Origin of the sequence: Bacillus sp. FSL K6-1338 (assembly GCF_038006965.1) — a bacterium.
GTDB lineage: Bacteria > Bacillota > Bacilli > Bacillales > Bacillaceae_G > Bacillus_A > Bacillus_A thuringiensis_S.
Map to the genome: position 1 here is coordinate 1,446,460 of NZ_JBBOWI010000001.1, position 24,573 is coordinate 1,471,032.

Here is a 24,573-nt window from a genome sequence, read left to right on the forward strand (position 1 = left end):
AAGTTAATAAAACACTATTCAAATTTTAAAGCGTCTCCGTCGAATGATTCGTCAGCAACTTTAATTGAGTCAGTTGGACAGCCTTCGAATGCATCCATCATATCTTCAATTAGTACATCTGGAATTTCAACGATACCTTGGTTATCGTCTAATGTTACAAATGCAATACCTTCATCATCATAGTCATAAATGTCTGGTGCAGCAGCGCCACAAGCACCACATGCAATACAAGTATCTTTATCAACGATTGTATATTTTGCCATCTTTTTTCCCTCCTGATAATATGTATGTGAAAAGCTTGCCATAAAAATTATAACCTTATTGTAAAACGGTTTGTAAAACTTTTCAACATAAAATTATAATGATAATGCTTATCAATTAGAGTGTCAACTTATTTTTGAATTATGTCATAAGATTTTCAAAATACGTAAATATGATTTCGTTTGATACAATAGAATATATACAAGTATATAGTTCTTATTATGATAAGTTTAATGAGCGACAGTAGATAGTGTAATTGTACTGAAAAGAATGAAGTTAAGATTGGAAGGTGGAAGCGGTCATGCAAATACAATATACTTTGTTGCATTGTTTAAAACAATTGAATGGTGAAAGAACCGTTTCATCTATTTATTATTTACTAAAGGGCAAACGTTCTTCGCAAACTTTACAAGATGGAAATATGTTTAGAATTTCTTTTTTGTTCGGAATATATAAATCATTAAATAGAAATGACTATGATGGTGAAGTTGTAAAGTTGTTGCAAGCAGATTTTATTCAAGAAATACATGAAAATACATATGTGTTAACACCTAAGGGTAAAACGCAGTTACATAAATGGGAGGAAGTTTATGCTTTTCCAGCGCATTTGCATGGTTTACATTATGGAGAATTAGGTGAAACATTTTGGAAAAGATTATCATTGATTATTCAAACTATATCAAATTTACAACAGAATAATACTAAGTTTATCCCGATTCAACAAGATACAGAAATAATGATGTGGGTGAAACGTTTTCTAACAGGAAGGCCATATAAGAGAAGTGAATTGGCGAGAAAACTGTGGACGGAAGTACATAATCTTTTAGAAAAAAGTAATGCGATAGAAGCGACGATTGTAACATATCGACTAACGGGTTATGAACGGATTGGTTGTACATTGCAACAATTAGCAGAAATTACGAAACAAGATATGTTCAGGGTGTATTTTTTATTTTGGGGTACAATGCATTTCTTTATACAAGAAGTTCGTGATAAAGAAAATGAATTTCCGCTATTAGCTGAAATTATATCTTATCCAAATGAGAGAGCTGAACTATTTAGTTTATCCACGAAAAAAACATATAATTTTTGGAGACAAGGGCGTTCTTTAGAAGAAATAGCAACGATTCGGAATTTGAAGGTTGCAACGATAGAAGATCATTTTGTTGAAATTGCTTTGCGAGAAAAAGATTTTTCTATTGAAATGTTTATGGAAAAAGAAAAGATAGACAAAGTAATAAAAGTAATTGAAGCATTGCAAACGCGGAAGTTACGTGTTTTGAAACAAGCGATTGGAGAAGATATCTCTTATTTTGAAGTTCGTCTTGTATTAGCGCGGATGGAGGGTGTAAATGAAACTTGAAGAATATTTATATAAGTGGTTTGGATATTCTGAATTTCGTCCAGGTCAAAAAGGAGTTATTACAGATTTATTAGAAGGAAAAGATGTGATAGCAATGCTTCCGACTGGAAGAGGAAAGTCTATGTGCTATCAGTTTCCGGGGCTTATGCGAGAAGGAACAGTGCTTGTTGTATCGCCGTTATTATCTTTAATGGAAGATCAAGTGACACAATTAAAGTATGTTGTGAAAAACCGAGTGATAGCATTTAATAGTTTTCGGACATTAAATGAAAAAAGAGAAGCGATGAAAAAATTATCTTCATATAAATTTATTTTTGTTTCACCAGAGATGTTACAGTCGGAGTTATTAATTAGGGAATTGAAGAAAATTCATATTTCATTATTTGTTGTTGATGAGGCTCATTGTATTTCTCAATGGGGTTATGATTTTAGACCGGACTATAAGAAACTAAATGTAGTTATTGAAAATATTGGTTCTCCTACAGTGTTAGCATTGACAGCCACAGCGACAAAAGGGGTACTGCAAGATATCGCAGACAGTTTAAATTTAAAGGGTGCCGCGGAACATGTATACTCTATTGACCGTCCTAATATTGCAATGGAGGTGCAATTTGTAGAGACGATAGAAGAAAAGAAAGAGGCGCTTTTGGAGCAGGTGATGTATTTACAAGGGCCGGGGATTGTATATTGTTCAAGTAGAGCGTGGACAGAAAGGTTAACGGAATACTTGAGAGGGAAAGGTGTTACTGGTGTAGCTTTTTATCATGGTGGTATGGAACATGAAGAGCGTATGTTAATTCAACAGCAGTTTATGAACGATCAATTGCAGCTTGTAATATGTACAAGTGCATTTGGTATGGGGGTAAATAAGGCGAATACGCAATATATTATTCATTTTCATTATCCAACTAATATAGCTTCTTACTTACAAGAAATCGGAAGAGCTGGAAGAGATGGCAAACCGAGTATAGCTATTTTATTGTGTAGTCCGTTGGACCATGATTTACCACTTTCAATCATTGAGGATGAATTGCCAAGTAAGTCGCAAATACAATTTTTATTTTCTTTACTACAAGAAAGAATGTTTCAAACGAAAGAATTACCAATAGAAGATGTAGAAGAAATTTGTTATAATGCAGCAAGATTTAATGAGCAATATTGGCGTTTCGTTCGTTATCATCTCGAACAGGTTGGAATTATACAACAACGAAGATTATTATTAGAGGGTTTGTCAGATGAAATTATGAACCGATTAATAGCTGAAGTAGAAATAAGGTTGCGTAATAAATATAGTGAATTAGAAAATATGAAGTCATGGATACGAGTTAAAGGATGTAGACGTGAATATGTGCTGCAACAGTTCGGTTATAGGAAAGAGAAAGAGTTAAATAATTGCTGCGATTATTGCGGTATTACAAAAGAAGATTATAAAAAAAGACGAGCGCAACAATCGGATTTCGACTATAATTGGGAAACAGAGTTACAAAAGCTTTTCGGCCTAGAAAAGATGGAGGAATGATGAACATTCAAAGGCATAATGTTGAAGATATGAGTCCGCAGGAAATAAGGCTGAATCTATATATAACACAGTTAATTATTATCGGTATTGGCTGTTTACTAGCATATATATTATTTCAAGATGTAAAAGAAGTGTTTAATTTATGGAAATGGGAACCAGTATCTATACTTATTATAGGTGGTTTGTTAGCGATTGGTATTGTGTTATTAGATTATGTTGCAATGCGAGTGTTTCCAGAGTCTTGGTTTGATGATGGTGGTATTAACGATAAGATGTTTCGAGGAATGTCGGTTCTACATTTACTCGTTATTACGTTCGTAATCGGTTTTGCAGAAGAATTTTTATTTAGAGGTGTAGTGCAGACTCATTTTGGAATTGTAATTGCGAGTTTAGTATTTGCAGTGTTACATATTCGTTATATAACAAAGCCATTTTTGTTTTGTTTCGTCTGTTTCATTAGTTTTGTCTTTGGTTATGTATTTGAATGGACAGGGAATTTGTTTATAACAATCTTTGCACACTTTCTTGTTGATTTTATAATGGGACTCCAATTAAGAAAATAAATGGAAGGTGGTGGTGAACAACATGAGGAAACGAATTCCTGATTTTGAAGAGGAATTAGAAGTTGAGCGAGTGGAAGAAAAAGAAAGTTTACCGCCGCGTAGTGAAATTCATAGAAATAAAGAGAAAAAACAAAAGTTTAAAATAAATCACATTTTCGTCCGGGTTTTAACATTTCTATTCATTCTGCTGCCAATTAGTATTTTGTGGTATACGGATAAATATATTCAGGTGAAGGGCGATAGTAATAATGCCGGGAAAAGTGCGTTTGAAGTAATCTTCTTTGATTCAGCTAAATCTGATTCACAGAAACAGTCTGAAAAAGCGATAACGCATACTGTGAAAGAGGGAGAAACTTTAGAAAGTATAGCGAAGCAATATTTTTCGGATGAAAATGGGATTGAAGTCATTAAAAAGTATAATAACTTGCAAGAAGATGAAGTGAGTGCAGGGCAAGAATTAAAAATTCCGATAAAAGATAAATCCACAAAGCAAGAGAGCTAGTGAATTAGGCGATCACAATTTGTTATAAAAGCCTAGGATTATCTTTATGAGGAGGGGAGTAAAAAATATGATATGGATTATATTATTCAGTACTCTCATAGGCATGGGGATTTTATTACTTCTTGTGATGTATAAAGAAGCGACGCGTAATACGGTGTTGGAACATACTTTAGTATTTAAAGAATTTCCGAAAAGTTTTCAAAAAGTAAATGTGTTTTTTATTTCTGATATTCATAGAAGAGTTATTTCGAATTTGTTAATTGAACAAGTAAAAGGAAAAGTAGATCTAGTAATTATCGGAGGAGATTTAGCAGAGAAAGGTGTCTCTTTATCAAAAATCTCTGCGAATATCCAAAAGTTAAGAGAGATAGCTCCTGTATATTTTGTGTGGGGAAACAATGATTATGAGATAGAATATCATGAATTAGATGCGTTATTATTAGAAAATAACGTAAAAGTTTTAGATAATACAAGAGTGGTATTTGAGTCTGAATTAGGAGAGAGAATTTGTTTGCTCGGTATAGATGATGTTGGATTGCACCGTGATCGTCTAGATTTGGCATTGGCGGATTGTAAAGAAGAAGGTTTTCGTATCTTAGTTAGTCACAACCCTGATATAATAAAAAAGATGTCTGGAAATGAGCAGATTTCACTTGTATTAAGTGGACATACGCATGGGGGACAAATCCGATTATTCCCATCTAAAAAATATTTAAAAGGTGGCGTATATAACCATTTGAATACGATTCTCTTTGTTAGTAATGGGTACGGAACAACATTGATACCACTTCGTTTCCGAGCACCTGCTCAAACACATATCATTACATTGTGCGGAGGGAAATGATGCCAACTCTTAGTGGAAAATATAATATAAAAGCTGTTTCGAATATAATTGGAGTTCAGCCGAGTACGCTTCGTGCATGGGAAAGACGATATCAAATTATTGCCCCAAAGCGGAATCAAGCTGGGCATCGTTTATATACAGAAGAACATATTCAAATTTTAAAATGGTTAATGGAAAAAGTTTCTTCCGGTATGATGATTGGACAAGCAGTTCAGTTATTAGAAGAGAATCGTTTGCAGAGTACAGTTCAAAAAGAGATACCTTTCGATAAAGAAGTTGTTTTAGTGGACGATTTGCTACAAGCTTTGTTAAAATTTGATGAAATTACAATTACTGCATTATTAAACGAAGCTTTTAGTATATATTCAACAGAGAAGGTTGTTGCCAGTATCGTTCTTCGAGTGACAGACAATTTATTAATGTCAAAAAATAATAATGAGATTTCAATGGCGCAATTCCAATATGCACTATCATTTTTACAAACGCGTCTAGGAATGGTGTATCACAATGCCTCAATGTTTTCCTCTTTACACAAAGTTATTGTGTTAGAAAAGAATGCATTGCAAGGATTTATTTTTTCAACGTATTTACGCTTAAAAGGATATGAGGCGATATATATTAGGACAAGCTTAGCTGAAGATGGTATGTTGTCAGCGGTAGAAGAAATACAGCCGAAATATGTATTTGTATCTTGTGCTGACGAACAAGAAATGAAAAAGACGATGAACTTTATAAATTTATTACAAGAAAAAAGGGAATCTCTTTCTGTTGGCTTTATCGGAAAGCTAGGCGTTCTAAACCAGTTGGACATTGAAACAACCTTAATTGGTGATACAAAAGAAGAATGGGATGAATGGTTAAAAATGTCGGAATAGTTGTTCGAAAAGAACCATCTATTTTCTATTTCATATAATAAAAATTAGATGCATTGGTTACGTAGGGAGGGTATGAGATGAGGCTGGAACGATTAAATTACAATAAGATAAAAATTTTTCTAACATTTGATGATTTATCTGAACGAGGATTAACGAAAGAAGATTTATGGAGAAATGCGCCGAAAGTACAGCAATTATTTCGTGATATGATGCAAGAAGCAAATAAGGAATTAGGATTTGAAGCAGATGGTCCGATTGCAGTTGAAGTATTTTCTCTACAAGCACAAGGGATGGTTGTAATTGTAACGAAAGAAAATCAAGAAATGGATACAGATGATGAGTTTCGTGACGAGTTTATTGAAATGCAAGTGACTCTAGATGAAAGTGAGCATATATTATATGAGTTTGCTACGCTAGATGACATAATTAACCTGTCGAATCGCTTATATAACCTTGGTGTAACTGGCGGAAAGCTATATACGTGGGATAAGCGCTTCTATCTTTGGATGGAAGAAGAGGAACAAATTCAATTGTTAAAGGCGGATTTTATAGCTATTTTAGCGGAATACGGTAATCCGTCTACCGCAACTATTTATCGCATCATGGAGTACGGTAAAGAATTAATGGATTTTAATGCGATAGAACAAATACACAATTACTTTGTGAAAAAACAAAACCTCAGCTAATACAACATAGCTGAGGTTTTGTTTTTATTTGGATAAGGGAAGGGATGATTGTAAATACTCCAACATACTTTTTTAAAATAAAATATGCAGTTTTATGGGAGTATGTTTGAGTAAAATAAAAAATATTTAAATATTTAAGTATTTTACTTTTCTAAAAGTAATAAAAGGACTATAATAATAGTGAAAACGCTTGCAACAGAAAATAGTTTGTATATATTTGTTAGCGTTTTCTATTGCATTCCAAATTTAAGGGTGTATACTAGGCAATGAAGGTTTACTAAACAAGTGAAATTACAGGGGGTTTACTTACTATGGTAGCCGAAAAGGGAACTCAAACAAAAACACAACAACAAAGGGAACAACATTTTGAACTATTGAATTCAACACAAATTGTTATTAGTGAAGCGTTAGAAAAATTGGGTTATCCAAACGAAGTATATGAATTATTAAAAGAACCAATTCGTATGATGACAGTGAAAATACCAGTTCGTATGGATGACGGGACTGTTAAAATATTTACAGGGTATCGTGCACAACATAATGATGCTGTTGGTCCAACGAAAGGTGGAATTCGCTTCCATCCGAATGTAACAGAAAATGAAGTGAAAGCACTTTCAATCTGGATGAGTTTAAAATGTGGTATTGTTGATTTACCATATGGTGGAGGTAAGGGTGGAATTATCTGTGATCCACGTGAAATGTCATTCCGTGAGTTAGAAAGATTAAGCCGCGGTTATGTACGAGCAATTAGCCAAATCGTAGGTCCGACGAAAGATATTCCAGCTCCAGATGTATTCACAAACTCTCAAATTATGGCATGGATGATGGATGAGTATAGCCGTATTGATGAATTTAATTCACCAGGATTTATTACAGGTAAACCGCTTGTATTAGGTGGATCACATGGCCGTGAAACAGCAACAGCGAAAGGTGTAACAATTTGTATTCGTGAAGCTGCGAAAAAACGTGGCATTGATATTAAGGGTGCACGCGTTGTTGTCCAAGGGTTCGGTAATGCTGGTAGCTTCTTAGCTAAATTTATGCATGATGCAGGTGCGAAAGTTATTGCAATCTCAGATGCTTACGGTGCGTTACATGATCCAAACGGATTAGATATTGATTATTTATTAGACCGTCGTGATAGCTTCGGTACAGTAACAAAGCTATTTAACAATACAATTTCAAATAAAGAATTGTTAGAACTTGATTGCGATATTTTAGTTCCAGCTGCAATTGAGAACCAAATTACAGAAGAAAATGCTAATGATATTAAAGCAAAAATCGTTGTTGAAGCTGCAAATGGTCCAACAACATTAGAAGCGACTAAAATTTTAACAGATCGCGGAATTTTACTTGTTCCAGACGTGTTAGCAAGTGCTGGTGGTGTAACAGTATCTTACTTTGAGTGGGTACAAAATAACCAAGGATACTACTGGACTGAAGAAGAAGTAGAACAACGTTTAGAAAAAGTAATGGTAAGATCATTTGATTCTATTTATGAAACAGCACAAGTTCGTAAAGTGAACATGCGCTTAGCGGCGTACATGGTTGGTGTTCGTAAAATGGCTGAAGCAAGCCGCTTCAGAGGTTGGGTATAAAATATTATATCTTGAGAAAACGTGATTTCCTTTCGAGGGAATCACGTTTTTTTGTTGAAGTATTAAATGAGGTGTTATATATGGAGAATGAAATGCTGGAACGAGTAGAACAATTAGAAGAAAAGGTTAAGAGGTTAGAGGGAGAACTTGCAAGAACGATGAAAGCTCGAAAAGTAAGTACCGTTAGAATGTTCGGGGAAGGGCTACTGTTTTTGATATTTGGTGTGGTTGTAGTAGGGCCGATTATTGCCGTTGTAATCTCAATTTTTACTTGGCTTGCTGAAAAATAAAATAAAAATAAAAAAGAACGCTTGTTCTATACGAACAAATGTGCTATACTCTCCTTAGATAAACAAAACGGAAATGATTTTAAGGAGAGATAAATGATGAAAATGACAGTAGACCAAAGATTTATGATGCCAGCAGATGTTGTAGAGCGAGTGGAAGTATTACGAAACAAACAAAGCAAGCGTGGCACATTATTACAATCGGTAAATAAATTTTTCGGTTTAGATACGAAAGAAGATTGTGTTTGGTTTTACGGTTTTTATGGAGTGGCTGTAAGTATCTTGTTGTTTATGGTGTTCACTTCAAATATTTTCGATTTTCTCTTCGTGTAAGAAATATGCGATAAGGACGTTGCTACCGAATACATATATAAGGAAGTAAGGTAATCTTCTAGAGCGGGAGTTGGTAGCAATGGCGATGTTTCCTATAGAACGCAACTATATTGGATATGGAAGTTCACGGCCGGGGATTCCTCTGACTAAAGTGAGATTTATTGTAAGCCATGATACGGGGAATCCAGGAAGCAATGCGATAGGAAATCGAGATTACTTTAATGAATTACAACCGAAAGCTTCGGCGCATACATTTATAGATGATAAAACAATATTGGAGATTATTCCTATAAATGAAGTTGCGTATCATGTTCGATATGGTGTGCCGACGGATAATGACTTATACGGCTATGACGCGAATAAGGCGGCCATTGGAGTGGAACTTTGTTATGGCGGTGATGTTAACTTTTGGGAAGCATATAATCGTTTTACATGGTATCATGCGTATTTATGCCAAAACTTTGGCTTAAATCCGAAAAAAGATATCGTGTCACATAAAACGCTTGATCCAGCTAGAAAGATTGATCCTGAGAATGTATTAGGGAAACAAGGTATTAAATTTCAGCAGTTTTTAGCAGATGTCTATCGGATGTACGTTTCGTTTAGATGACAAATATATGAAAAATGAATACAATAAAGATAGGTACCTACTGCTGTAAGTAGGTTTTTTCTTGTTTTTATAAATAGTGTATTGGTAGAAGACTAGGAGTGGACGAGTATGCAGAAAGAAACAGTTATTATAATCGGAGGCGGTCCGTGCGGATTAGCGGCAGCGATTTCGTTGCAAAAGGTAGGGATAAATCCGTTAGTAATTGAAAAAGGAAACATTGTAAATGCCATTTATAATTATCCAACTCATCAAACATTTTTCTCTTCTAGTGAAAAATTAGAAATTGGTGATGTAGCTTTTATTACAGAAAATCGTAAGCCAGTTCGAAATCAAGCGCTTGCGTATTATCGTGAAGTAGTAAAACGTAAATCTGTACGTGTAAATGCTTTTGAGCGAGTGGAGAAAGTTCAAAAAGATGGAGGAGTTTTTCAAGTTGAGACGACAAAGTGTGACGGAAGTAAAGAAACATATATAGCGAAATATATTGTTGTAGCAACTGGATATTATGATAATCCAAATTATATGAATGTTCCAGGTGAGGGATTGAAGAAAGTAGCTCACTATTTTAAAGAGGGGCATCCTTATTTTGATCGAGACGTAGTAGTTATAGGTGGGAAAAATTCGAGTGTAGATGCCGCATTAGAACTTGTTAAAGCTGGTGCGCGTGTAACGGTACTGTATCGTGGAATTGAGTATTCGCCAAGCATAAAGCCTTGGATTTTGCCGGAATTTGAGGCGTTAGTACGAAACGGTACAATTCAAATGCATTTCGGGGCTCATGTGAAAGAAATTACTGAGCATACATTAACGTTTACAGTTGATGGTGAAGTTTATACAATCCAAAACGATTTTGTATTTGCGATGACTGGTTATCATCCTGATCATAGCTTCTTAACGAAGATGGGTGTTCAGATTGATGAAGAAACAGGACGTCCAATTTATACAGAGGATAGAATGGAAACGAATGCTGAAAATATTTTCATTGCAGGTGTCATTGCTGCTGGAAATAATGCAAATGAAATATTTATCGAGAACGGTAGATTTCATGGAGATGCGATTGCGCAAACCATTGCATCAAGAGAAAAATAAAAAGGAGTTGTCGAGAAAATCTCGACAACTCCTTTTTATTCGTGCATAAACATATTTTGAATGGATTCATGAGAATTTGTATTCTCTAATGCGACAAGTAATTTAATACGTGCTTTTTGTGCATTTAAGCCGTATGTGAATACAACGCCCATATCTTTTAAGTGTTTACCGCCACCTTCATACGAATATACGTCTTGAACGATACCGTTGAAACAGCGAGAAACTAATACGACAGGAATACCTTTATTTAATAATCGTTCTAGACTAGGAAGTGTTCTTGGAGGTAGGTTACCTTGTCCGAGCGCTTCGATAACAATACCGTCTACAGGAAGATTTTCGATTGCTGCTAATAATGTATCATCCATGCCAGCATATGCTTTTAGAACAACTACATTTTTAGACACTGTGTTTATCGTATATGTTTCATGATGTACTAAAGCGTGATGGAAGACAACGCCGCGTTTTGTTACCATTCCAATTGGTCCGTATTGTGGGCTTTGGAATGTTGCGACATTACTTGTATGTGTTTTCGTTACATTTGTAGCGCAATGAATTTCGTCATTTAATACGACTAAAACACCTTTTTCTGCAGCTTCATCACAACTAGCAACCTTTACAGCTGATAAGAAGTTATATAGGCCGTCAGCACCTAATTCATTGCTAGAGCGCATTGCACCTGTCACAACGATCGGAATAGTTGCTTGTACTGTTAAATCTAAGAAATAGGCTGTTTCTTCTAATGTATCAGTACCATGCGTAATGACTACGCCATGAATGTTGTCTTGTTTTACTCTTTCATCAATGATGACTTGTAATTGTAACATTTCGCTCGGTGTCATATGGGGAGATGGTAAATGGAACACATCTTCAACGATTAAATCAACATCGCCTTCTAAATCAGGAATGAATTTTAAAAGAGGATTTTTTTCACCTGGTTGTACGACTCCAGTTTCTTTATCCTCCTCCATTGCAATTGTTCCACCTGTGTGTAAAACTAGGATTCTTTTCAATTCTTATACCCCTTTCAAGTAAAAAATACATTTAGAACATAACATGTTTTTAGTAAATTCGACAATGGAAATGTATAAAAGTATGCCTCGCAAATGACAATAAAATTAACTGCTATATGTACGATGTATAAAATTACGAAACGAGATGTGTAAATATAGTATAGGAGGGAGCAATTACGGTGGAAAAGATGGAGAGAATTTTTATTCGTATATTAATAATACAATTTATTTGTCTTTCTGTTGTGCAATTGTTATTTATACATAAGTCATCAGTGAAATATTTATCTAAAATTGTTTATTATGAAGGTGTCATGGTAAAAGACAAAGCGGAAATCTTACAGGTGAATAGGTAGTTTTCATTTTCTTCTATGAAGGATTATGCTACAATAATTGAGGATTTAATGACGTGAAGCAAATGAGAAGAAGCAGGGTGAACACCTGCTTTTCGTTTTGTTTTATAAGTGAAAAAATGAGGTGTTACAATGGATAAACGAATTTCAATTGCTATAGATGGTCCAGCAGCTGCTGGTAAAAGTACAGTGGCAAAAGTTGTTGCGAAGGAACTTTCTTACGTTTATATTGATACAGGCGCAATGTACCGTACGCTTACATATGCAGCCCTTGAACAAAAAGTAGATATTGAAAATGAAGAGCAGTTAATGGAAGTTGTAAGGAATGTAAATATTGAATTTCAGCAAGGAGAAAATACACAGCTTGTATTTTTAAATGGACAAGATGTTTCTGAAGTAATTCGTACACCTGATGTGACGAATCGAGTATCTATTGTAGCAAAGCATCGCCTTGTTCGTGAAGAAATGGTACGCCGTCAGCAAGATTTAGCGAAAAAAGGCGGTGTTGTAATGGACGGCCGTGATATTGGTACACATGTATTACCGGATGCTGAAGTGAAAATCTTTATGCTTGCTTCTGTTGAAGAAAGAGCGGAAAGAAGACATTTAGAAAATTTAAATAAAGGTTTCGATTCTAATTTAGAGCAGCTAAAAGAAGAAATTGCTCAGCGTGATAAATTAGATTCAGAACGCGAAGTTTCTCCACTAAAAAAGGCTGATGATGCATTGGAATTAGATACGACTTCTTTATCAATTGAAGAAGTTGTCCAAAAAATTATGAGTATTGTTTCAGGAGTGTTTGCGAAATAAAGAAAGGGGATGATCCCCTTTCTTTTTTGTTTAAATAGAAATGTAAAGGATACGTGAATTGTGAGTCTCTTTCCTTGACAAATGAGCTGATTTGTAAGAAGTTAGTTAAAGAGGAATAAAACTGTCAGAATATATTCGCTATTATATTTCAAAACATACTTTTTTCAAGCTGGTTTTGCTGTATACTATTTATATAGGTTTAATATATTTTCTTATGAATGGTATTGAAAAAAGTATGTGATGAGAAATTCTTAAACATGCAAATGAAAACTTTGTTTTCATTTCGTATATACATAAAAAATGCTTTGTCAATTCTGTAGGGAGGTATTTCCATGGTAGAGAAAATGAATGAAGAAGTTATGGATTCAAAAGAATTACAAGTTGGTGACGTTGTTACAGGTTCTGTAACGAAAGTTGAAGAGAAACAAGTGCTTGTAAATGTTGGATACAAAACAGATGGCGTAATTCCAATTAGTGAATTAGCTAACGTTCATATTGAAAAAGCAAGCGATGTTGTAGAATTAGATCAAACACTAGAGTTGAAAATTATTAAATTAGAAGAAGATGATCTTGTCTTGTCTAAACGTGCTGTTGATGCAGAAAAAGCATGGGTAGAATTACAAGAGAAATTTACTTCTGGTCATGTGTTTGATGTTACTGTAAAAGATATTGTGAATGGCGGATTAGTTGTGGATCTTGGGGTTCGCGGTTTTATCCCAGCTTCACTTGTAGAAGTACATTATGTAGAAGACTTTACTGACTATAAAGGTAAAACGTTAGCGGTGAAAATTGTTGAATTAGACCGTGAAAAAAATCGTGTAATCCTTTCGCATAAAGCGGTAGTAGAATTAGAACTAGATTCTAAGAAAAAAGAAGCAATTTCTTCATTAAAAGAAGGGGACGTTGTTGAAGGAACAGTGCAACGATTAACTGACTTTGGTGCTTTCGTTAACGTTGGTGGCGTGGACGGTTTAGTTCACATTTCACAAATTTCACACGAACGTGTAGAGCAACCTTCTGAAGTTTTAGAGCAAGGTCAAAAGGTTAAGGTAAAGGTGTTATCTGTTGATGCTGATACACAACGTATTTCTTTATCGATTAAAGCAGCTCAACCAGGACCTTGGGAAAACGTTGCTGGCGAAATAAAAGCTGGAGATATTCGTGAGGGCGTAGTAAAACGCCTTGTTACATTTGGTGCATTCGTTGAGATTTTACCTGGCGTTGAAGGACTTGTACACGTATCTCAAATTGCAAATCGTCACGTGAAAAATCCGAATGAAGTATTGGAAATGGGACAAGAAGTAAAAGTGAAAGTACTTGAAGTTCACGCAGCAGAGAAACGTATTTCTTTAAGTATAAAAGAAGCGCTTGAGGAAAATAATGTAATTGAAGATTATAGTCAGTATGAGCCAAATGCTGATTCTGCTACTTTCCAATTAAGTGATATTATTGGTGAACAACTGAAAAAATTAAAGAAATAATGAGGGGTACAAGTGGTAAGGGCAAAACGTAAATTAGATCATATTGAATACGCTCTTTCTACTGGTCAGTCTCGTACGCATGGCTTTCATGATATTGATTTTGTGCATCAAAGCTTGCCAAATTCAAATTATGACACAATAACATGTGAAACAAAAATCGGCGAACTTTCACTAAGTTCGCCGATTTTTATCAATGCGATGACTGGTGGTGGAGGAGAGAAAACGTTACATATCAATGAGCAATTAGCATATGTAGCGAAACAACATAACCTTGCTATGGCTGTAGGTTCGCAAATGGCGGCGTTAAAAGATGAAAGTGAGGCTGCTTCTTATAAGGTGATCAGAAAGGTAAACCCAAATGGTATTTTCTTTGCTAATTTAGGTAGTGAGGCAACTATCGAGCAGGCAGAGCGTGCCGTTGATATGATTGAAGCGAATGCATTGCAAATTCATTTAAATGTCATACAAGAGTTAACGATGCCAGAAGGAGACCGTGATTTTACTGGCGTACTTCAGCGTATTGAGAAAATTGTTTTAAATAGTAAAGTTCCTGTCATTGTAAAAGAAGTTGGATTTGGGATGAGTAAGGAAACAATGCAACAGTTAGCGAACGTAGGTGTAACGGCAATTGATATTGGTGGGCAAGGTGGTACGAATTTTGCTGCTGTTGAAAATGAAAGAAGACAGCGAATGCTTTCTTATTTTAATAACTGGGGCATACAAACAGCAACCTCGATTATTGAAGCAACCTCTACAAATAATAACCTCTCTTTTATTGCATCAGGGGGTATACAGACAGCGCTTGACGTAGCGAAAGCAATCGCATTAGGGGCGAATACAACTGCGTTTGCTGGTTACTTTTTACGTATTTTAATGCAAGATGGTATCGAGAAATTAGTGGATGAAATTGAGCTTCTACATACAGATTTGAAATTTATTATGACAGCTCTTGGTGCGAAGACGATAGAAGAGTTGCAATCTGTACCTCTTGTTGTAAAAGGTGAAACATATCATTGGTTAATGCAGCGTGGTATTGATACTGCGCATTATAGTAGGAGATAAAAAATCAACCGTTCGGTTGATTTTTTGTTTTCTTTTCTTTCTCGTAATATAAAGTGGAGAATGGAATTGGTATTTTATAAAAATTGTAATTGAAAAAAGGTTAAAAAATGAAGATGATTAGTTACTGGATTTTTGAGAGGACTTGCTTTTATAAGGGAAATAGGTGGGGGGAAAAGAAGTGATAGGAGGATATAGTACACAAAATATTATTTCAATATAAATAAAAATCATTAAAATGATTATGCAAAAGACGGTTTCGTACAACATCGAAACCGTCTTTTTGTATTAATTAGTGCTGGTTTTGTTTTCGAGCCTGCTCTGGTGTATCAAGTCCAGTTGCACCTGGATATTGTAGTGATTGATTACGATCAGATTCAACGCGGCGTGATTCTCGTAGTTTTCGTTCTTGGCGATCTTTACCCATAATAAATAACACCTCCTTGTTAAAAGTGTTGCTGTTATAAGAAAAAACTATGCGTAAATAAAGTGGATTAACTTTCATAAAAAGTTCCCATAATGGAAAACATAGGAGGTGAAGTTGATGGATGGAAGTACTTTTTATTTTGTAGCTTGGATAGGGTGGATCATCGTAACCTTTTTTATGAAAAAGGACCCTATTCGGTGGAAGTTAGGCGCTTGTATAATGATTTTTATAATTTGCTCTCCGTTACATGTAACGATTGCCTCATTCGTGGTATCAGTAAATGCTCTTCTACTTTGTATTATTTCTTTTATAGGAATTACGCTATATTCTGTTTGGAAAAAATTATATAGCTTACTTTCGGCACTTATTATTGCAATGTTATATACAAGTTTTCATTTGTTAGAAATATATGATCCGATTTGGATTGTGGTGGATAGAGTGTTTCTGCTAAGTAGTGCTCTTGTGTATGCATCGGTGTTATTGCATGGGGATCGCATATTACGATTATGTTCCCTATATGTAGGGATGTTACAAGGAGAGTTGCTAGTGACATTTATTTTTCGGAAATTGAATTTTCCATATGATTACGGTAGTTTAGCATTTTTTGATATCGTCGCCGTTTCTACATTATTCATGGCAGTATTGTTTTGGATTGCAAAAGCATCAGTATACATGGAACAGTTTAAGAGAAAAACACGTAAAAGAAAGGCGAGGGTAATGCATGACTGAATATACATCAGCCATTTTATGCGGCGTAATAGCGGGGACAGTTACAAGAGTGTTAATGCTTCGGACGGATACGCGGCAATATCCGACGAGGCTGCATGGGAAAATTATTCATATTGCAATGGGGTTAATTGCAGCTGCTTTAGGAGCGATTGCAATCCCGTCTATTTTGAAAAAAGATTTTTCTGCCATTACATTTCTTACGTTAGCGGCAACACAATTTCGTGATGTACGTAATATGGAAAGAAACACGCTTCAACAATTAGATGGATATGAGCTCGTACCGCGTGGAAATACATATATTGAAGGAATTGCATTGGTTTTTGAAAGTCGCAACTATTTGGCGATGTTAACGTCGTTTGCAACGACATTTGCGTATATAGGGTTCCGTTCATGGATTGCGGGAGTAATTATGGCTATAATCGCATTTTTTATTGCGAAAAAATTAATGTCTGGAAAAAGGCTACATGATCTTGTTGAAATTGAGCACGTGCCCCTTCGTTTTGAAGGGGCAGGACTGTATATTGATAATATTTATATTATGAATATTGGATTACCGGCGAGGCAAGAAGAGATTATGAAATATGGCATGGGGTTTATTTTAAAACCGAAATCAATTGATGCGATGGTGACAATCTCAAATTTAGGGCAACGGCAAGCTGTTTTACACGATGTTTCGGTGGCGCTAGGGATTTATAGAGATTCTGGTACACCAGCGCTTGTACCGTTAGCAAAGCGTGATTTAGAGGATGGTAGGGTTGGAATTTTTGTCTTACCGCAAGATCAAGATGCAGAGAAAGCGATAAGTGTTATAGGAAATGTACCAACGTTAGAAAGTGCCGTCCATATGTCATCGGAAGCCCCGAAAGGAAGGGGAGATAAGAGATGATGTTAGAAAGCGTTATCCTGGCAGTTATTACAACAGCGCCAGAAAAATTTGCAGGTGGTGCTCCTTTATTTGTTTGTGAGTCGATGGAGGAACTAGAATTTGTTGCAAATAATTTAGAGGCAATTTTAGATGGTATTGCGCATCGCTTACAAGAGAATGTATATATTATTGTGAAACATTAGGAACGTGTGTTATAATGTGAGGTGTTTTGATACGTTGAGAAATATTCTGGAATGCAAATCCCTTCTTGCACAAAGAAGGGTTTTTTACATAATAAACAGAAGCAAGTTGAAAGGATGAAAGTATATGCCGAAACCAGTAATAGCAATAGTAGGCCGCCCGAACGTAGGAAAATCTACTATTTTCAATAGAATAGTTGGAGAAAGAGTTTCAATCGTAGAAGATATCCCAGGTATAACTCGAGACCGTATTTATAGTGCGGGAGAATGGTTAAATCATGAGTTTAACATTATTGATACAGGTGGAATTGATATTGGAGACGAGCCGTTCTTGACACAAATTCGTCAACAGGCGGAAGTTGCGATTGATGAAGCAGATGTTATCATTTTTATGACGAATGGTCGCGATGGTGTAACTGCAGCGGATGAAGAAGTTGCTAAAATTTTGTATCGTTCTAAAAAACCAATTGTACTTGCGGTAAATAAGGTTGATAATCCAGAAATGCGTAGTGATATTTATGATTTTTATTCATTAGGATTTGGCGAGCCATTCCCGATTTCAGGTACACACGGTTTAGGACTTGGTGATTTGTTAGATGAAGCTGCAAATCATTTTCCAAAGATTGAAGAAGAGGCGTATGACGATGAAACAATCCGTTTCTCTTTAATTGGACGTCCAAATGTAGGGAAATCATCGCTTGTAAATGCACTTCTTGGTCAAGAACGTGTAATTGTAAGTAATATCGCAGGAACGACGCGTGATGCTGTCGATACACCATATAGTAAAGATGATCAAGATTATGTAATCATTGATACAGCTGGTATGCGTAAAAAAGGAAAAGTATATGAAAGTACAGAAAAGTATAGTGTACTTCGTGCACTTAGAGCGATTGAACGTTCTGACGTTGTTTTAGTTGTTTTAGACGGAGAAGAAGGAATTATTGAGCAAGATAAAAAAATCGCTGGATATGCTCATGATTCAGGACGAGCTGTTATTATCGTTGTAAACAAATGGGATGCAGTGAAAAAAGATGAAAAAACAATGAAAGCATTTGAAGAAAATATTCGTGCTCATTTCCAATTCTTGGATTATGCACCGATTGTATTCTTATCTGCAAAAACGAAAAAACGTACACAAACGTTATTACCGGTTATCAATGAGGTAAATGAAAGCCATAGTATCCGTGTACAAACAAACGTATTAAACGATGTAATTATGGATGCGGTAGCGATGAATCCAACACCGACTCATAATGGTAGCCGTCTGAAAATCTTCTATGCGACACAGGTTGCGGTAAAACCACCGACATTTGTTGTGTTTGTAAACGATACAGAATTAATGCACTTTTCATATGAGCGCTTCTTAAAGAATCGTTTACGTGAAGCGTTCGGTTTTGTAGGAACGCCGATTCACATTATTGCTCGAGCAAGAGACTAATGGAGAGGATGTGATTTTATGACAAAAATCACAGTAGTAGGAGCAGGTAGCTGGGGAACAGCGTTAGCGATGGTATTAGCTGACAATGGACATGATGTACGTATTTGGGGAAATCGCTCAGAACTTATGGATGAAATGAATACGAAACATGAGAATAGTCGATATCTCCCAGGCATTACATTGCCAAGCACAATCGTAGCCTACTCTTCTTTAGAAGAAGCATTAGTAGATGTAAATACAGTACTGCTAGTAGTACCGACGAAAGCGTACAGAGATGTATTACAAGAGATGAAAGAAATTGTTACAGAACCGATTACTTGGATTCATGCGAGTAAAGGGATTGAACCTGGTACGTCAAAACGTATTTCGGAAGTGATCGAGGAAGAAATTCCAGAGAACTTAATTAAAGATGTTGTTGTATTGTCTGGACCGAGTCATGCTGAAGAAGTTGGTTTACGACAAGCGACAACAGTTACGTCTGCAGCAAAGCGTATGGAAGCGGCTGAGGAAGTACAAGATTTATTTATGAATAGTTATTTCCGTGTATACACAAATCCAGATATCGTTGGAGTTGAACTTGGTGGTGCGTTAAAAAATATTATCGCATTAGCTGCTGGTATAACTGATGGTCTTGGATTAGGTGATAATGCAAAAGCGGCATTGATGACACGTGGTTTAACAGAGATTGCTCGTTTAGGAAGAAAAATGGGCGGGAATCCGTTAACGTTTGCTGGTCTAACCGGTATGGGAGACTTAATTGTAACTTGTACAAGTGTTCATAGCCGAAATTGGCGCGCTGGAAATATGCTTGGAAAAGGACATTCTTTAGAAGAAGTGTTAGAAAGCATGGGTATGGTTGTAGAAGGTGTAAGAACAACGAAAGCTGCTCATGAATTGGCAGAGAAAATGGAAGTTGAAATGCCGATTACAGCTGCTTTATATGACGTGCTGTTCAATGGGAATAACGTAAAAGATGCGGTAGGCTCATTGATGGGACGTGTTCGAAAACATGAAGTGGAAGCTATACCTGACTTACTGTAAAGAAAAGCGACAGAAGTACATTTGTACTTCTGTCCCTTTTTTATTTTATGGGTCTTTTCACCATTTTTTTATTTTTGCATAGGATGAAGAGTAACTTGAGGAGAGGGTGAAAAGAATGGATAATAACATTTTTAATAATATTGAGAAGGAAGCGAAAGTAAATAAAGAGGATATTTTTAAATTAGCGTCATCCGTGCAAAATGCGAATTTACGTGATGAAACTGTACTTCGTCAATTAATTCATCAAGTGGCTCTTATGGCGGGACGTGAAGTGCCGAAAGAGCAAGAGGATCAAATTGTAAAAGCGATTATTAATAATAATATGCCAGCAGATTTTGGCTCGTTAAGCAAAATGTTTAAAAAATAAATTATGAGAAACAAAGAGTTTGTAGATTGCATATGATAGCCATGAAAGAATGGGAATAGAGCTGTTTTTGGGCATATTTGGTCAACCGAAGCGAGAGATACAATCGCTTCGGTTTTATTTTTATCTAGATTAGTGGAAAATGCTGAAAAACCTATTGATTAAAGTTACATATTCGTAATTTGTAGTAAAATGTTCTTTTTGTATTTGTTTAAAGATTTTAATTTGTTAAAATAGTATAAAAATAGATTAATAAAAAGGGGTGTGTATATGTCAGAAGGGCTTATGAAAATGTGGTTGGCTTTAGGGGCAATTGGATTTATGTTTTTTGCAGTAAGTTTTATTTTATTAAGTAGACATAAAATACAGAATAAATTTTTGAAAGGGATTACAGCGTTAGTAGCGTACACCCTTATGGTTGTGTCAGGAATTGTTATTTTTCTTGTTGTATTTAGTGGACCTGTACAGCAGTAAATGGAATGGTCTCGAAAATACTACATACGGAGCAAGTTATATTAGTATGAAAAGGTGATGCTAGTGAAAAAAGTCCATATTATTTTAATATTTTGTTGTATGAGCCTTTTAACGGGGTGTCTGTATCCGAAAGAAAATATGAAGCAAAATGCGGTTCCTTATGAAGATCAGCTACAGGTTGTTCAAAAAGCTGTTGTGACATTTAAGGAGCAAAATGATGGGATATTGCCAATTAAGACGAGGGATATGAGTACACCTATTTATCAAAAGTATCCAATCGACTTTCAACAGATTGCCCCGCGTTACATACAAGAAGCACCAGGGAATGCATATGAAAGTGGAGGAGTATATCAATACGTATTAATAGACGTTGAAACAAATCCAACAGTAAAGTTAATTGATGTTAGGATGGCTGAACAAATTCAGGAACTATCTTTAAAGCTTAGGATGTATCGTGATGAACATCAATATCCACCTTTTAAAAAAGTAATTTCAGATGGTGTATATGAATTGGATTTTAAAAAACTAGGATATAAAGATGTGCCACAAGTGACAAGTCCATATTCTGGTAAAGGACTTCCTTTTGTAATTAATGAAAAAGGAGAAGTTTTTGTTGATTATAGAATCGACTTATATGACGCTTTGAAAAAAAATGAAGGGCAGTTTACGGAGGGAGAAGATATTCGAAATATACTTTCGAAAGGTTCCCCGTTTGTACCAGCTTATTCTTTACCGTACACAGTAAAGGACGGAGAACCAATTTTTTTAAAATCATAAGTCATGAACCTTTCTTTTAGTGAATAAGTTCTAGAAGAAAGGTTTTTTATGTTATACAACTTACGATGCAAACAAAAGATATTTTTTAATAGTCATATGAAATTGGACAAAATTATATGATATATTGTCCGAACTTCTAGAATACCATTATATTATATCAGATATTATAGGCAACGTTAGAGAAGGTATTAGTTGACTATAAACGCGGAATTATTCCCAAAAATTTTGAGGGAGGGAATCACTTGGAAAAGGTAGATATTTTTAAAGATATTGCAGAACGAACAGGCGGTGATATTTATTTTGGAGTTGTAGGAGCTGTTCGAACAGGGAAATCAACATTCATTAAAAAATTTATGGAACTTGTAGTTATTCCAAATATTGAGAATGAGTCTGACCGTCAAAGAGCGCAGGATGAATTGCCTCAAAGTGCTGCTGGTCGTACAATTATGACGACGGAACCGAAGTTTGTTCCAAACCAAGCGGTTTCTATCGAAGTAGATGAAGGACTTGAAGTGAATATTCGATTAGTAGATTGTGTTGGATATACGGTTCCAGGAGCGAAGGGCTATGAAGATGAGAATGGCCCGCGCATGATTAATACCCCTTGGTATGAAGAACCTATTCCATTCCATGAAGCTGCAGAAATCGGCACGCGTAAAGTAATTCAAGAACATTCAACAATTGGTGTTGTAATTACAACAGATGGAACAATTGGTGAAATTCCAAGAAGAGATTATATAGAGGCAGAAGAACGCGTTGTAAATGAATTGAAAGAAGTAGGAAAACCTTTCATTATGATAATTAATACGGTACAGCCGTATCATCCAGATACAGAGCAATTACGCCAAAGTTTATCAGAAGAATATGATATCCCGGTTATTGCAATGAGTGTGGAGAGTTTAAGAGAAACAGATGTATATAATGTACTTCGTGAAGCGCTATTTGAATTCCCTGTATTAGAAGTGAATGTGAACCTTCCGAGCTGGGTAATGGTGCTAAATGAAGGGCATTGGTTGCGTCAAAGTTATCAAGAAGCAGTTCAAGAAACTGTGAAGGATATAAAACGTCTTCGTGATGTGGATCGGGTTGTTTGGCAGTTTAGTCAATATGAATTTATTGATCGAGCGAGCTTAGCTGGCATTGATATGGGGCAAGGTGTGGCGGAGATTGATTTATATGCGCCAGATGAATTATATGATCAGATTTTAAAAGAAGTAGTAGGGGTAGAAATTCGGGGGAAAGATCATTTATTGAAGCTTATGCTCGATTTATCTCATGCGAAAACAGAATACGACCAAGTCGCAGACGCACTGCGTATGGTTAAACAAACAGGATATGGTGTAGCAGCGCCTGCGCTAGCAGATATGAGCTTAGATGAGCCAGAAATTATTCGTCACGGTTCAAGGTTTGGTGTGAAGTTAAAAGCGGTAGCGCCATCCATTCATATGATTAAAGTAGATGTAGAGTCAACGTTTGAACCGATCATTGGTACTGAAAAGCAAAGTGAAGAATTAGTTCGTTATTTAATGCAAGATTTTGAAGATGACCCGTTATCAATTTGGAATTCTGATATATTTGGACGTTCGCTTAGCTCAATTGTTCGAGAAGGAATTCAAGCGAAATTATCCTTAATGCCAGAAAACGCTAGATATAAATTAAAAGAAACGCTAGAAAGAATTATTAATGAAGGATCTGGCGGATTAATTGCGATTATACTATAAGAAAAATCCCTCTCATTGTAGAGGGATTTTTTGTTTTTTTTTGATTATAAAATAGAAAAATAAACAGTCATTATCTAATACATTGTTGTAAATTGTCAAGTTTCATCAGATTTTCACATTTTCACAGTAACAATTTCCTTAAAAATATTGAATTATAAAGGAGAATCGTATAATATAGGCGTTGATAATGATTTATCTACATCTTTGTAGTATAGAATTTGTAAAAATTGCCTACAAATGAAAGTAAGACTCATTTTATGATCATTATACAGTCTTATCTTTGGGAGGAGGTGAATGGCATGAACAAGACAGATTTAATCAATGCTGTTGCAGAAGCAAGTTCCCTTTCTAAAAAGGACGCAACAAAAGCAGTAGACGCTGTTTTTGATTCTATCTTAGAAGCTTTAAAACAAGGTGATAAAGTACAACTGATCGGATTCGGTAACTTCGAAGTTCGTGAGCGTGCGGCTCGTAAAGGTCGTAACCCACAAACAGGTGAGGAGATTGAAATCGCTGCAAGTAAAGTACCTGCATTCAAACCTGGTAAAGCGTTAAAAGATGCGGTTAAATAATCCTTACATATTAACAGGGAAGAAGAGTTTCCTTTTTGGGAACTCTTCTTTTTGCTTTTAAAAACATAAATATGCTAGAATGTGTTCGTATCACTTTTAGGTTTTCGGGAGGGCTAGCGGATGGCAAAAGTTAATTTAGAACAAATTGAACATGCAGTACGCCTTATTTTAGAGGCGATTGGGGATGATCCAAATCGTGAGGGAGTACTTGATACACCAAAACGTGTTGCAAAAATGTACGCAGAAGTGTTCTCAGGTATGCATGAAGATCCGAAAGAGCATTTGCATAAAGTATTCGGAGAAGATCACGAAGAGCTTGTACTAGTAAAAGATATACCATTTTATTCGATGTGTGAGCATCATTTAGTTCCATTCTATGGAGTTGCTCACGTTGCATATATTCCGCAAGGTGGAAAGGTGACAGGGTTAAGTAAATTAGCTCGTACTGTAGATACAATTGCACGTCGTCCACAACTGCAAGAACGTATTACATCAACAGTAGCGAACTCTATTATGGAAGTATTAGAGCCTCATGGTGTAATGGTAGTAGTAGAAGCAGAACATATGTGTATGACGATGCGTGGTGTGAAAAAACCAGGTGCGAAAACAGTAACGACAGCAGTGCGTGGTGTGCTTGAAAATGATGCTGCAGCGCGCAGTGAAATTTTATCGTTTATTAAAACGAAGTAAAGAAAAGCGGGAAACTGCTTTTCTTTTTTTTTTTA

General features: G+C 35.6%; 30 protein-coding genes. 27 read left to right on the plus strand and 3 right to left on the minus strand.

Going from position 1 to position 24,573, the window contains the following annotated elements:
- Positions 1-14: 14 nt before the first annotated feature.
- Positions 15-263: a ferredoxin gene (locus tag NZ044_RS07660; protein ID WP_001151993.1), complete on the minus strand. Its 249-nt coding sequence runs from the start codon at positions 261-263 to the stop codon at positions 15-17.
- A gap of 299 nt (positions 264-562) precedes the next feature.
- On the opposite strand from NZ044_RS07660, the gene NZ044_RS07665 reads away from it, so the two are divergent.
- From NZ044_RS07665 to NZ044_RS07720, 12 genes are all read left to right on the plus strand, one after another.
- Positions 563-1,624, plus strand: a complete 1,062-nt coding sequence (locus NZ044_RS07665) for a helix-turn-helix domain-containing protein (RefSeq protein WP_001167015.1) — start codon at positions 563-565, stop codon at positions 1,622-1,624.
- On the plus strand, positions 1,614-3,143 hold the full coding sequence (gene recQ, locus NZ044_RS07670; protein ID WP_000762978.1) for an ATP-dependent DNA helicase RecQ: 1,530 nt from the start codon (positions 1,614-1,616) through the stop codon (positions 3,141-3,143). Before NZ044_RS07665 ends, recQ begins: the two co-directional genes overlap by 11 nt.
- A complete protein-coding gene (locus tag NZ044_RS07675; RefSeq protein ID WP_001025781.1) occupies positions 3,143-3,706 on the plus strand; it encodes a CPBP family intramembrane glutamic endopeptidase in 564 nt (187 codons plus the stop codon). Before recQ ends, NZ044_RS07675 begins: the two co-directional genes overlap by 1 nt.
- A gap of 22 nt (positions 3,707-3,728) precedes the next feature.
- A complete protein-coding gene (locus tag NZ044_RS07680) occupies positions 3,729-4,208 on the plus strand; it encodes a LysM peptidoglycan-binding domain-containing protein (protein ID WP_001231548.1) in 480 nt (159 codons plus the stop codon).
- Between the two features lie 67 nt (positions 4,209-4,275).
- On the plus strand, positions 4,276-5,052 hold the full coding sequence (locus tag NZ044_RS07685) for a metallophosphoesterase (RefSeq protein ID WP_000637802.1): 777 nt from the start codon (positions 4,276-4,278) through the stop codon (positions 5,050-5,052).
- Positions 5,052-5,927 carry a MerR family transcriptional regulator gene (locus tag NZ044_RS07690; protein ID WP_001142721.1) on the plus strand — a complete coding sequence of 292 codons (876 nt, stop codon included), beginning with the start codon at positions 5,052-5,054 and terminating at the stop codon, positions 5,925-5,927. Before NZ044_RS07685 ends, NZ044_RS07690 begins: the two co-directional genes overlap by 1 nt.
- A 77-nt stretch (positions 5,928-6,004) precedes the next feature.
- Positions 6,005-6,613 carry a genetic competence negative regulator gene (locus tag NZ044_RS07695; protein WP_001235399.1) on the plus strand — a complete coding sequence of 203 codons (609 nt, stop codon included), beginning with the start codon at positions 6,005-6,007 and terminating at the stop codon, positions 6,611-6,613.
- Positions 6,614-6,924: 311 nt separating this feature from the next.
- Positions 6,925-8,211: an NAD-specific glutamate dehydrogenase gene (gene gudB, locus NZ044_RS07700; protein WP_000225173.1), complete on the plus strand. Its 1,287-nt coding sequence runs from the start codon at positions 6,925-6,927 to the stop codon at positions 8,209-8,211.
- Positions 8,212-8,291: 80 nt separating this feature from the next.
- Positions 8,292-8,501: a hypothetical protein gene (locus NZ044_RS07705; protein WP_000426765.1), complete on the plus strand. Its 210-nt coding sequence runs from the start codon at positions 8,292-8,294 to the stop codon at positions 8,499-8,501.
- A 93-nt stretch (positions 8,502-8,594) separates the two neighbouring features.
- Positions 8,595-8,831 carry a DUF3961 domain-containing protein gene (locus NZ044_RS07710; protein WP_002083150.1) on the plus strand — a complete coding sequence of 79 codons (237 nt, stop codon included), beginning with the start codon at positions 8,595-8,597 and terminating at the stop codon, positions 8,829-8,831.
- A 79-nt stretch (positions 8,832-8,910) separates the two neighbouring features.
- Entirely contained in the window at positions 8,911-9,441 is a 531-nt protein-coding gene (locus tag NZ044_RS07715; RefSeq protein WP_001240655.1) for a peptidoglycan recognition protein family protein, read from the plus strand.
- 108 nt (positions 9,442-9,549) lie between these two features.
- The gene (locus tag NZ044_RS07720) at positions 9,550-10,530 is read left to right on the plus strand and encodes a YpdA family putative bacillithiol disulfide reductase (RefSeq protein WP_001168517.1); all 981 of its coding nucleotides are present in this window, start codon (positions 9,550-9,552) and stop codon (positions 10,528-10,530) included.
- A 35-nt stretch (positions 10,531-10,565) separates the two neighbouring features.
- Here the strand turns inward: NZ044_RS07720 and ansA are convergent, their stop codons facing one another.
- Positions 10,566-11,540: an asparaginase gene (gene ansA / locus NZ044_RS07725; protein WP_000822011.1), complete on the minus strand. Its 975-nt coding sequence runs from the start codon at positions 11,538-11,540 to the stop codon at positions 10,566-10,568.
- A gap of 179 nt (positions 11,541-11,719) precedes the next feature.
- Here ansA and NZ044_RS07730 point away from each other — a divergent pair, with 179 nt between their 5' ends.
- The 4 genes from NZ044_RS07730 to NZ044_RS07745 all read left to right on the plus strand — a co-directional run bounded on the left by NZ044_RS07730 (position 11,720) and on the right by NZ044_RS07745 (position 15,243).
- On the plus strand, positions 11,720-11,893 hold the full coding sequence (locus NZ044_RS07730) for a YpfB family protein (RefSeq protein WP_000413849.1): 174 nt from the start codon (positions 11,720-11,722) through the stop codon (positions 11,891-11,893).
- Between the two features lie 129 nt (positions 11,894-12,022).
- Positions 12,023-12,700, plus strand: a complete 678-nt coding sequence (gene cmk / locus NZ044_RS07735; RefSeq protein ID WP_000361254.1) for a (d)CMP kinase — start codon at positions 12,023-12,025, stop codon at positions 12,698-12,700.
- Positions 12,701-13,032: 332 nt separating this feature from the next.
- On the plus strand, positions 13,033-14,181 hold the full coding sequence (gene rpsA, locus NZ044_RS07740) for a 30S ribosomal protein S1 (protein WP_000229557.1): 1,149 nt from the start codon (positions 13,033-13,035) through the stop codon (positions 14,179-14,181).
- Between the two features lie 12 nt (positions 14,182-14,193).
- On the plus strand, positions 14,194-15,243 hold the full coding sequence (locus tag NZ044_RS07745; RefSeq protein ID WP_000251041.1) for a type 2 isopentenyl-diphosphate Delta-isomerase: 1,050 nt from the start codon (positions 14,194-14,196) through the stop codon (positions 15,241-15,243).
- Between the two features lie 289 nt (positions 15,244-15,532).
- Here the strand turns inward: NZ044_RS07745 and NZ044_RS07750 are convergent, their stop codons facing one another.
- On the minus strand, positions 15,533-15,667 hold the full coding sequence (locus NZ044_RS07750; RefSeq protein WP_000513902.1) for a YpzI family protein: 135 nt from the start codon (positions 15,665-15,667) through the stop codon (positions 15,533-15,535).
- Between the two features lie 117 nt (positions 15,668-15,784).
- Here NZ044_RS07750 and NZ044_RS07755 point away from each other — a divergent pair, with 117 nt between their 5' ends.
- The 11 genes from NZ044_RS07755 (at position 15,785) to folE (ending at position 24,538) form a co-directional block, all read left to right on the plus strand.
- Positions 15,785-16,396: a YphA family membrane protein gene (locus tag NZ044_RS07755; protein ID WP_000349104.1), complete on the plus strand. Its 612-nt coding sequence runs from the start codon at positions 15,785-15,787 to the stop codon at positions 16,394-16,396.
- Positions 16,389-17,282: a YIEGIA family protein gene (locus NZ044_RS07760; protein WP_000141605.1), complete on the plus strand. Its 894-nt coding sequence runs from the start codon at positions 16,389-16,391 to the stop codon at positions 17,280-17,282. Before NZ044_RS07755 ends, NZ044_RS07760 begins: the two co-directional genes overlap by 8 nt.
- The gene (locus NZ044_RS07765) at positions 17,279-17,464 is read left to right on the plus strand and encodes a capping complex subunit for YIEGIA (RefSeq protein WP_000979048.1); all 186 of its coding nucleotides are present in this window, start codon (positions 17,279-17,281) and stop codon (positions 17,462-17,464) included. Before NZ044_RS07760 ends, NZ044_RS07765 begins: the two co-directional genes overlap by 4 nt.
- Positions 17,465-17,588: 124 nt before the next feature.
- Positions 17,589-18,899 (plus strand): ribosome biogenesis GTPase Der, encoded by a 1,311-nt coding sequence (gene der / locus NZ044_RS07770; protein WP_001125890.1) that lies wholly within the window; start codon positions 17,589-17,591, stop codon positions 18,897-18,899.
- A gap of 18 nt (positions 18,900-18,917) precedes the next feature.
- A complete protein-coding gene (locus NZ044_RS07775; protein WP_000161783.1) occupies positions 18,918-19,940 on the plus strand; it encodes an NAD(P)H-dependent glycerol-3-phosphate dehydrogenase in 1,023 nt (340 codons plus the stop codon).
- Between the two features lie 115 nt (positions 19,941-20,055).
- Positions 20,056-20,307, plus strand: coding sequence for a stage VI sporulation protein F (locus tag NZ044_RS07780; protein WP_000369753.1), 252 nt, complete (start codon positions 20,056-20,058; stop codon positions 20,305-20,307).
- A 267-nt stretch (positions 20,308-20,574) separates the two neighbouring features.
- Positions 20,575-20,778 carry a DUF2768 domain-containing protein gene (locus NZ044_RS07785; protein WP_001289006.1) on the plus strand — a complete coding sequence of 68 codons (204 nt, stop codon included), beginning with the start codon at positions 20,575-20,577 and terminating at the stop codon, positions 20,776-20,778.
- Positions 20,779-20,841: 63 nt separating this feature from the next.
- A complete protein-coding gene (locus NZ044_RS07790; RefSeq protein ID WP_000755479.1) occupies positions 20,842-21,555 on the plus strand; it encodes a hypothetical protein in 714 nt (237 codons plus the stop codon).
- Positions 21,556-21,797: 242 nt separating this feature from the next.
- Positions 21,798-23,276, plus strand: coding sequence for a stage IV sporulation protein A (spoIVA, locus tag NZ044_RS07795; RefSeq protein ID WP_000416521.1), 1,479 nt, complete (start codon positions 21,798-21,800; stop codon positions 23,274-23,276).
- A 299-nt stretch (positions 23,277-23,575) separates the two neighbouring features.
- Positions 23,576-23,848: an HU family DNA-binding protein gene (locus NZ044_RS07800; protein WP_001043860.1), complete on the plus strand. Its 273-nt coding sequence runs from the start codon at positions 23,576-23,578 to the stop codon at positions 23,846-23,848.
- Positions 23,849-23,968: 120 nt separating this feature from the next.
- Positions 23,969-24,538 (plus strand): GTP cyclohydrolase I FolE, encoded by a 570-nt coding sequence (gene folE, locus NZ044_RS07805; RefSeq protein WP_001151482.1) that lies wholly within the window; start codon positions 23,969-23,971, stop codon positions 24,536-24,538.
- Positions 24,539-24,573: the final 35 nt, after the last annotated feature.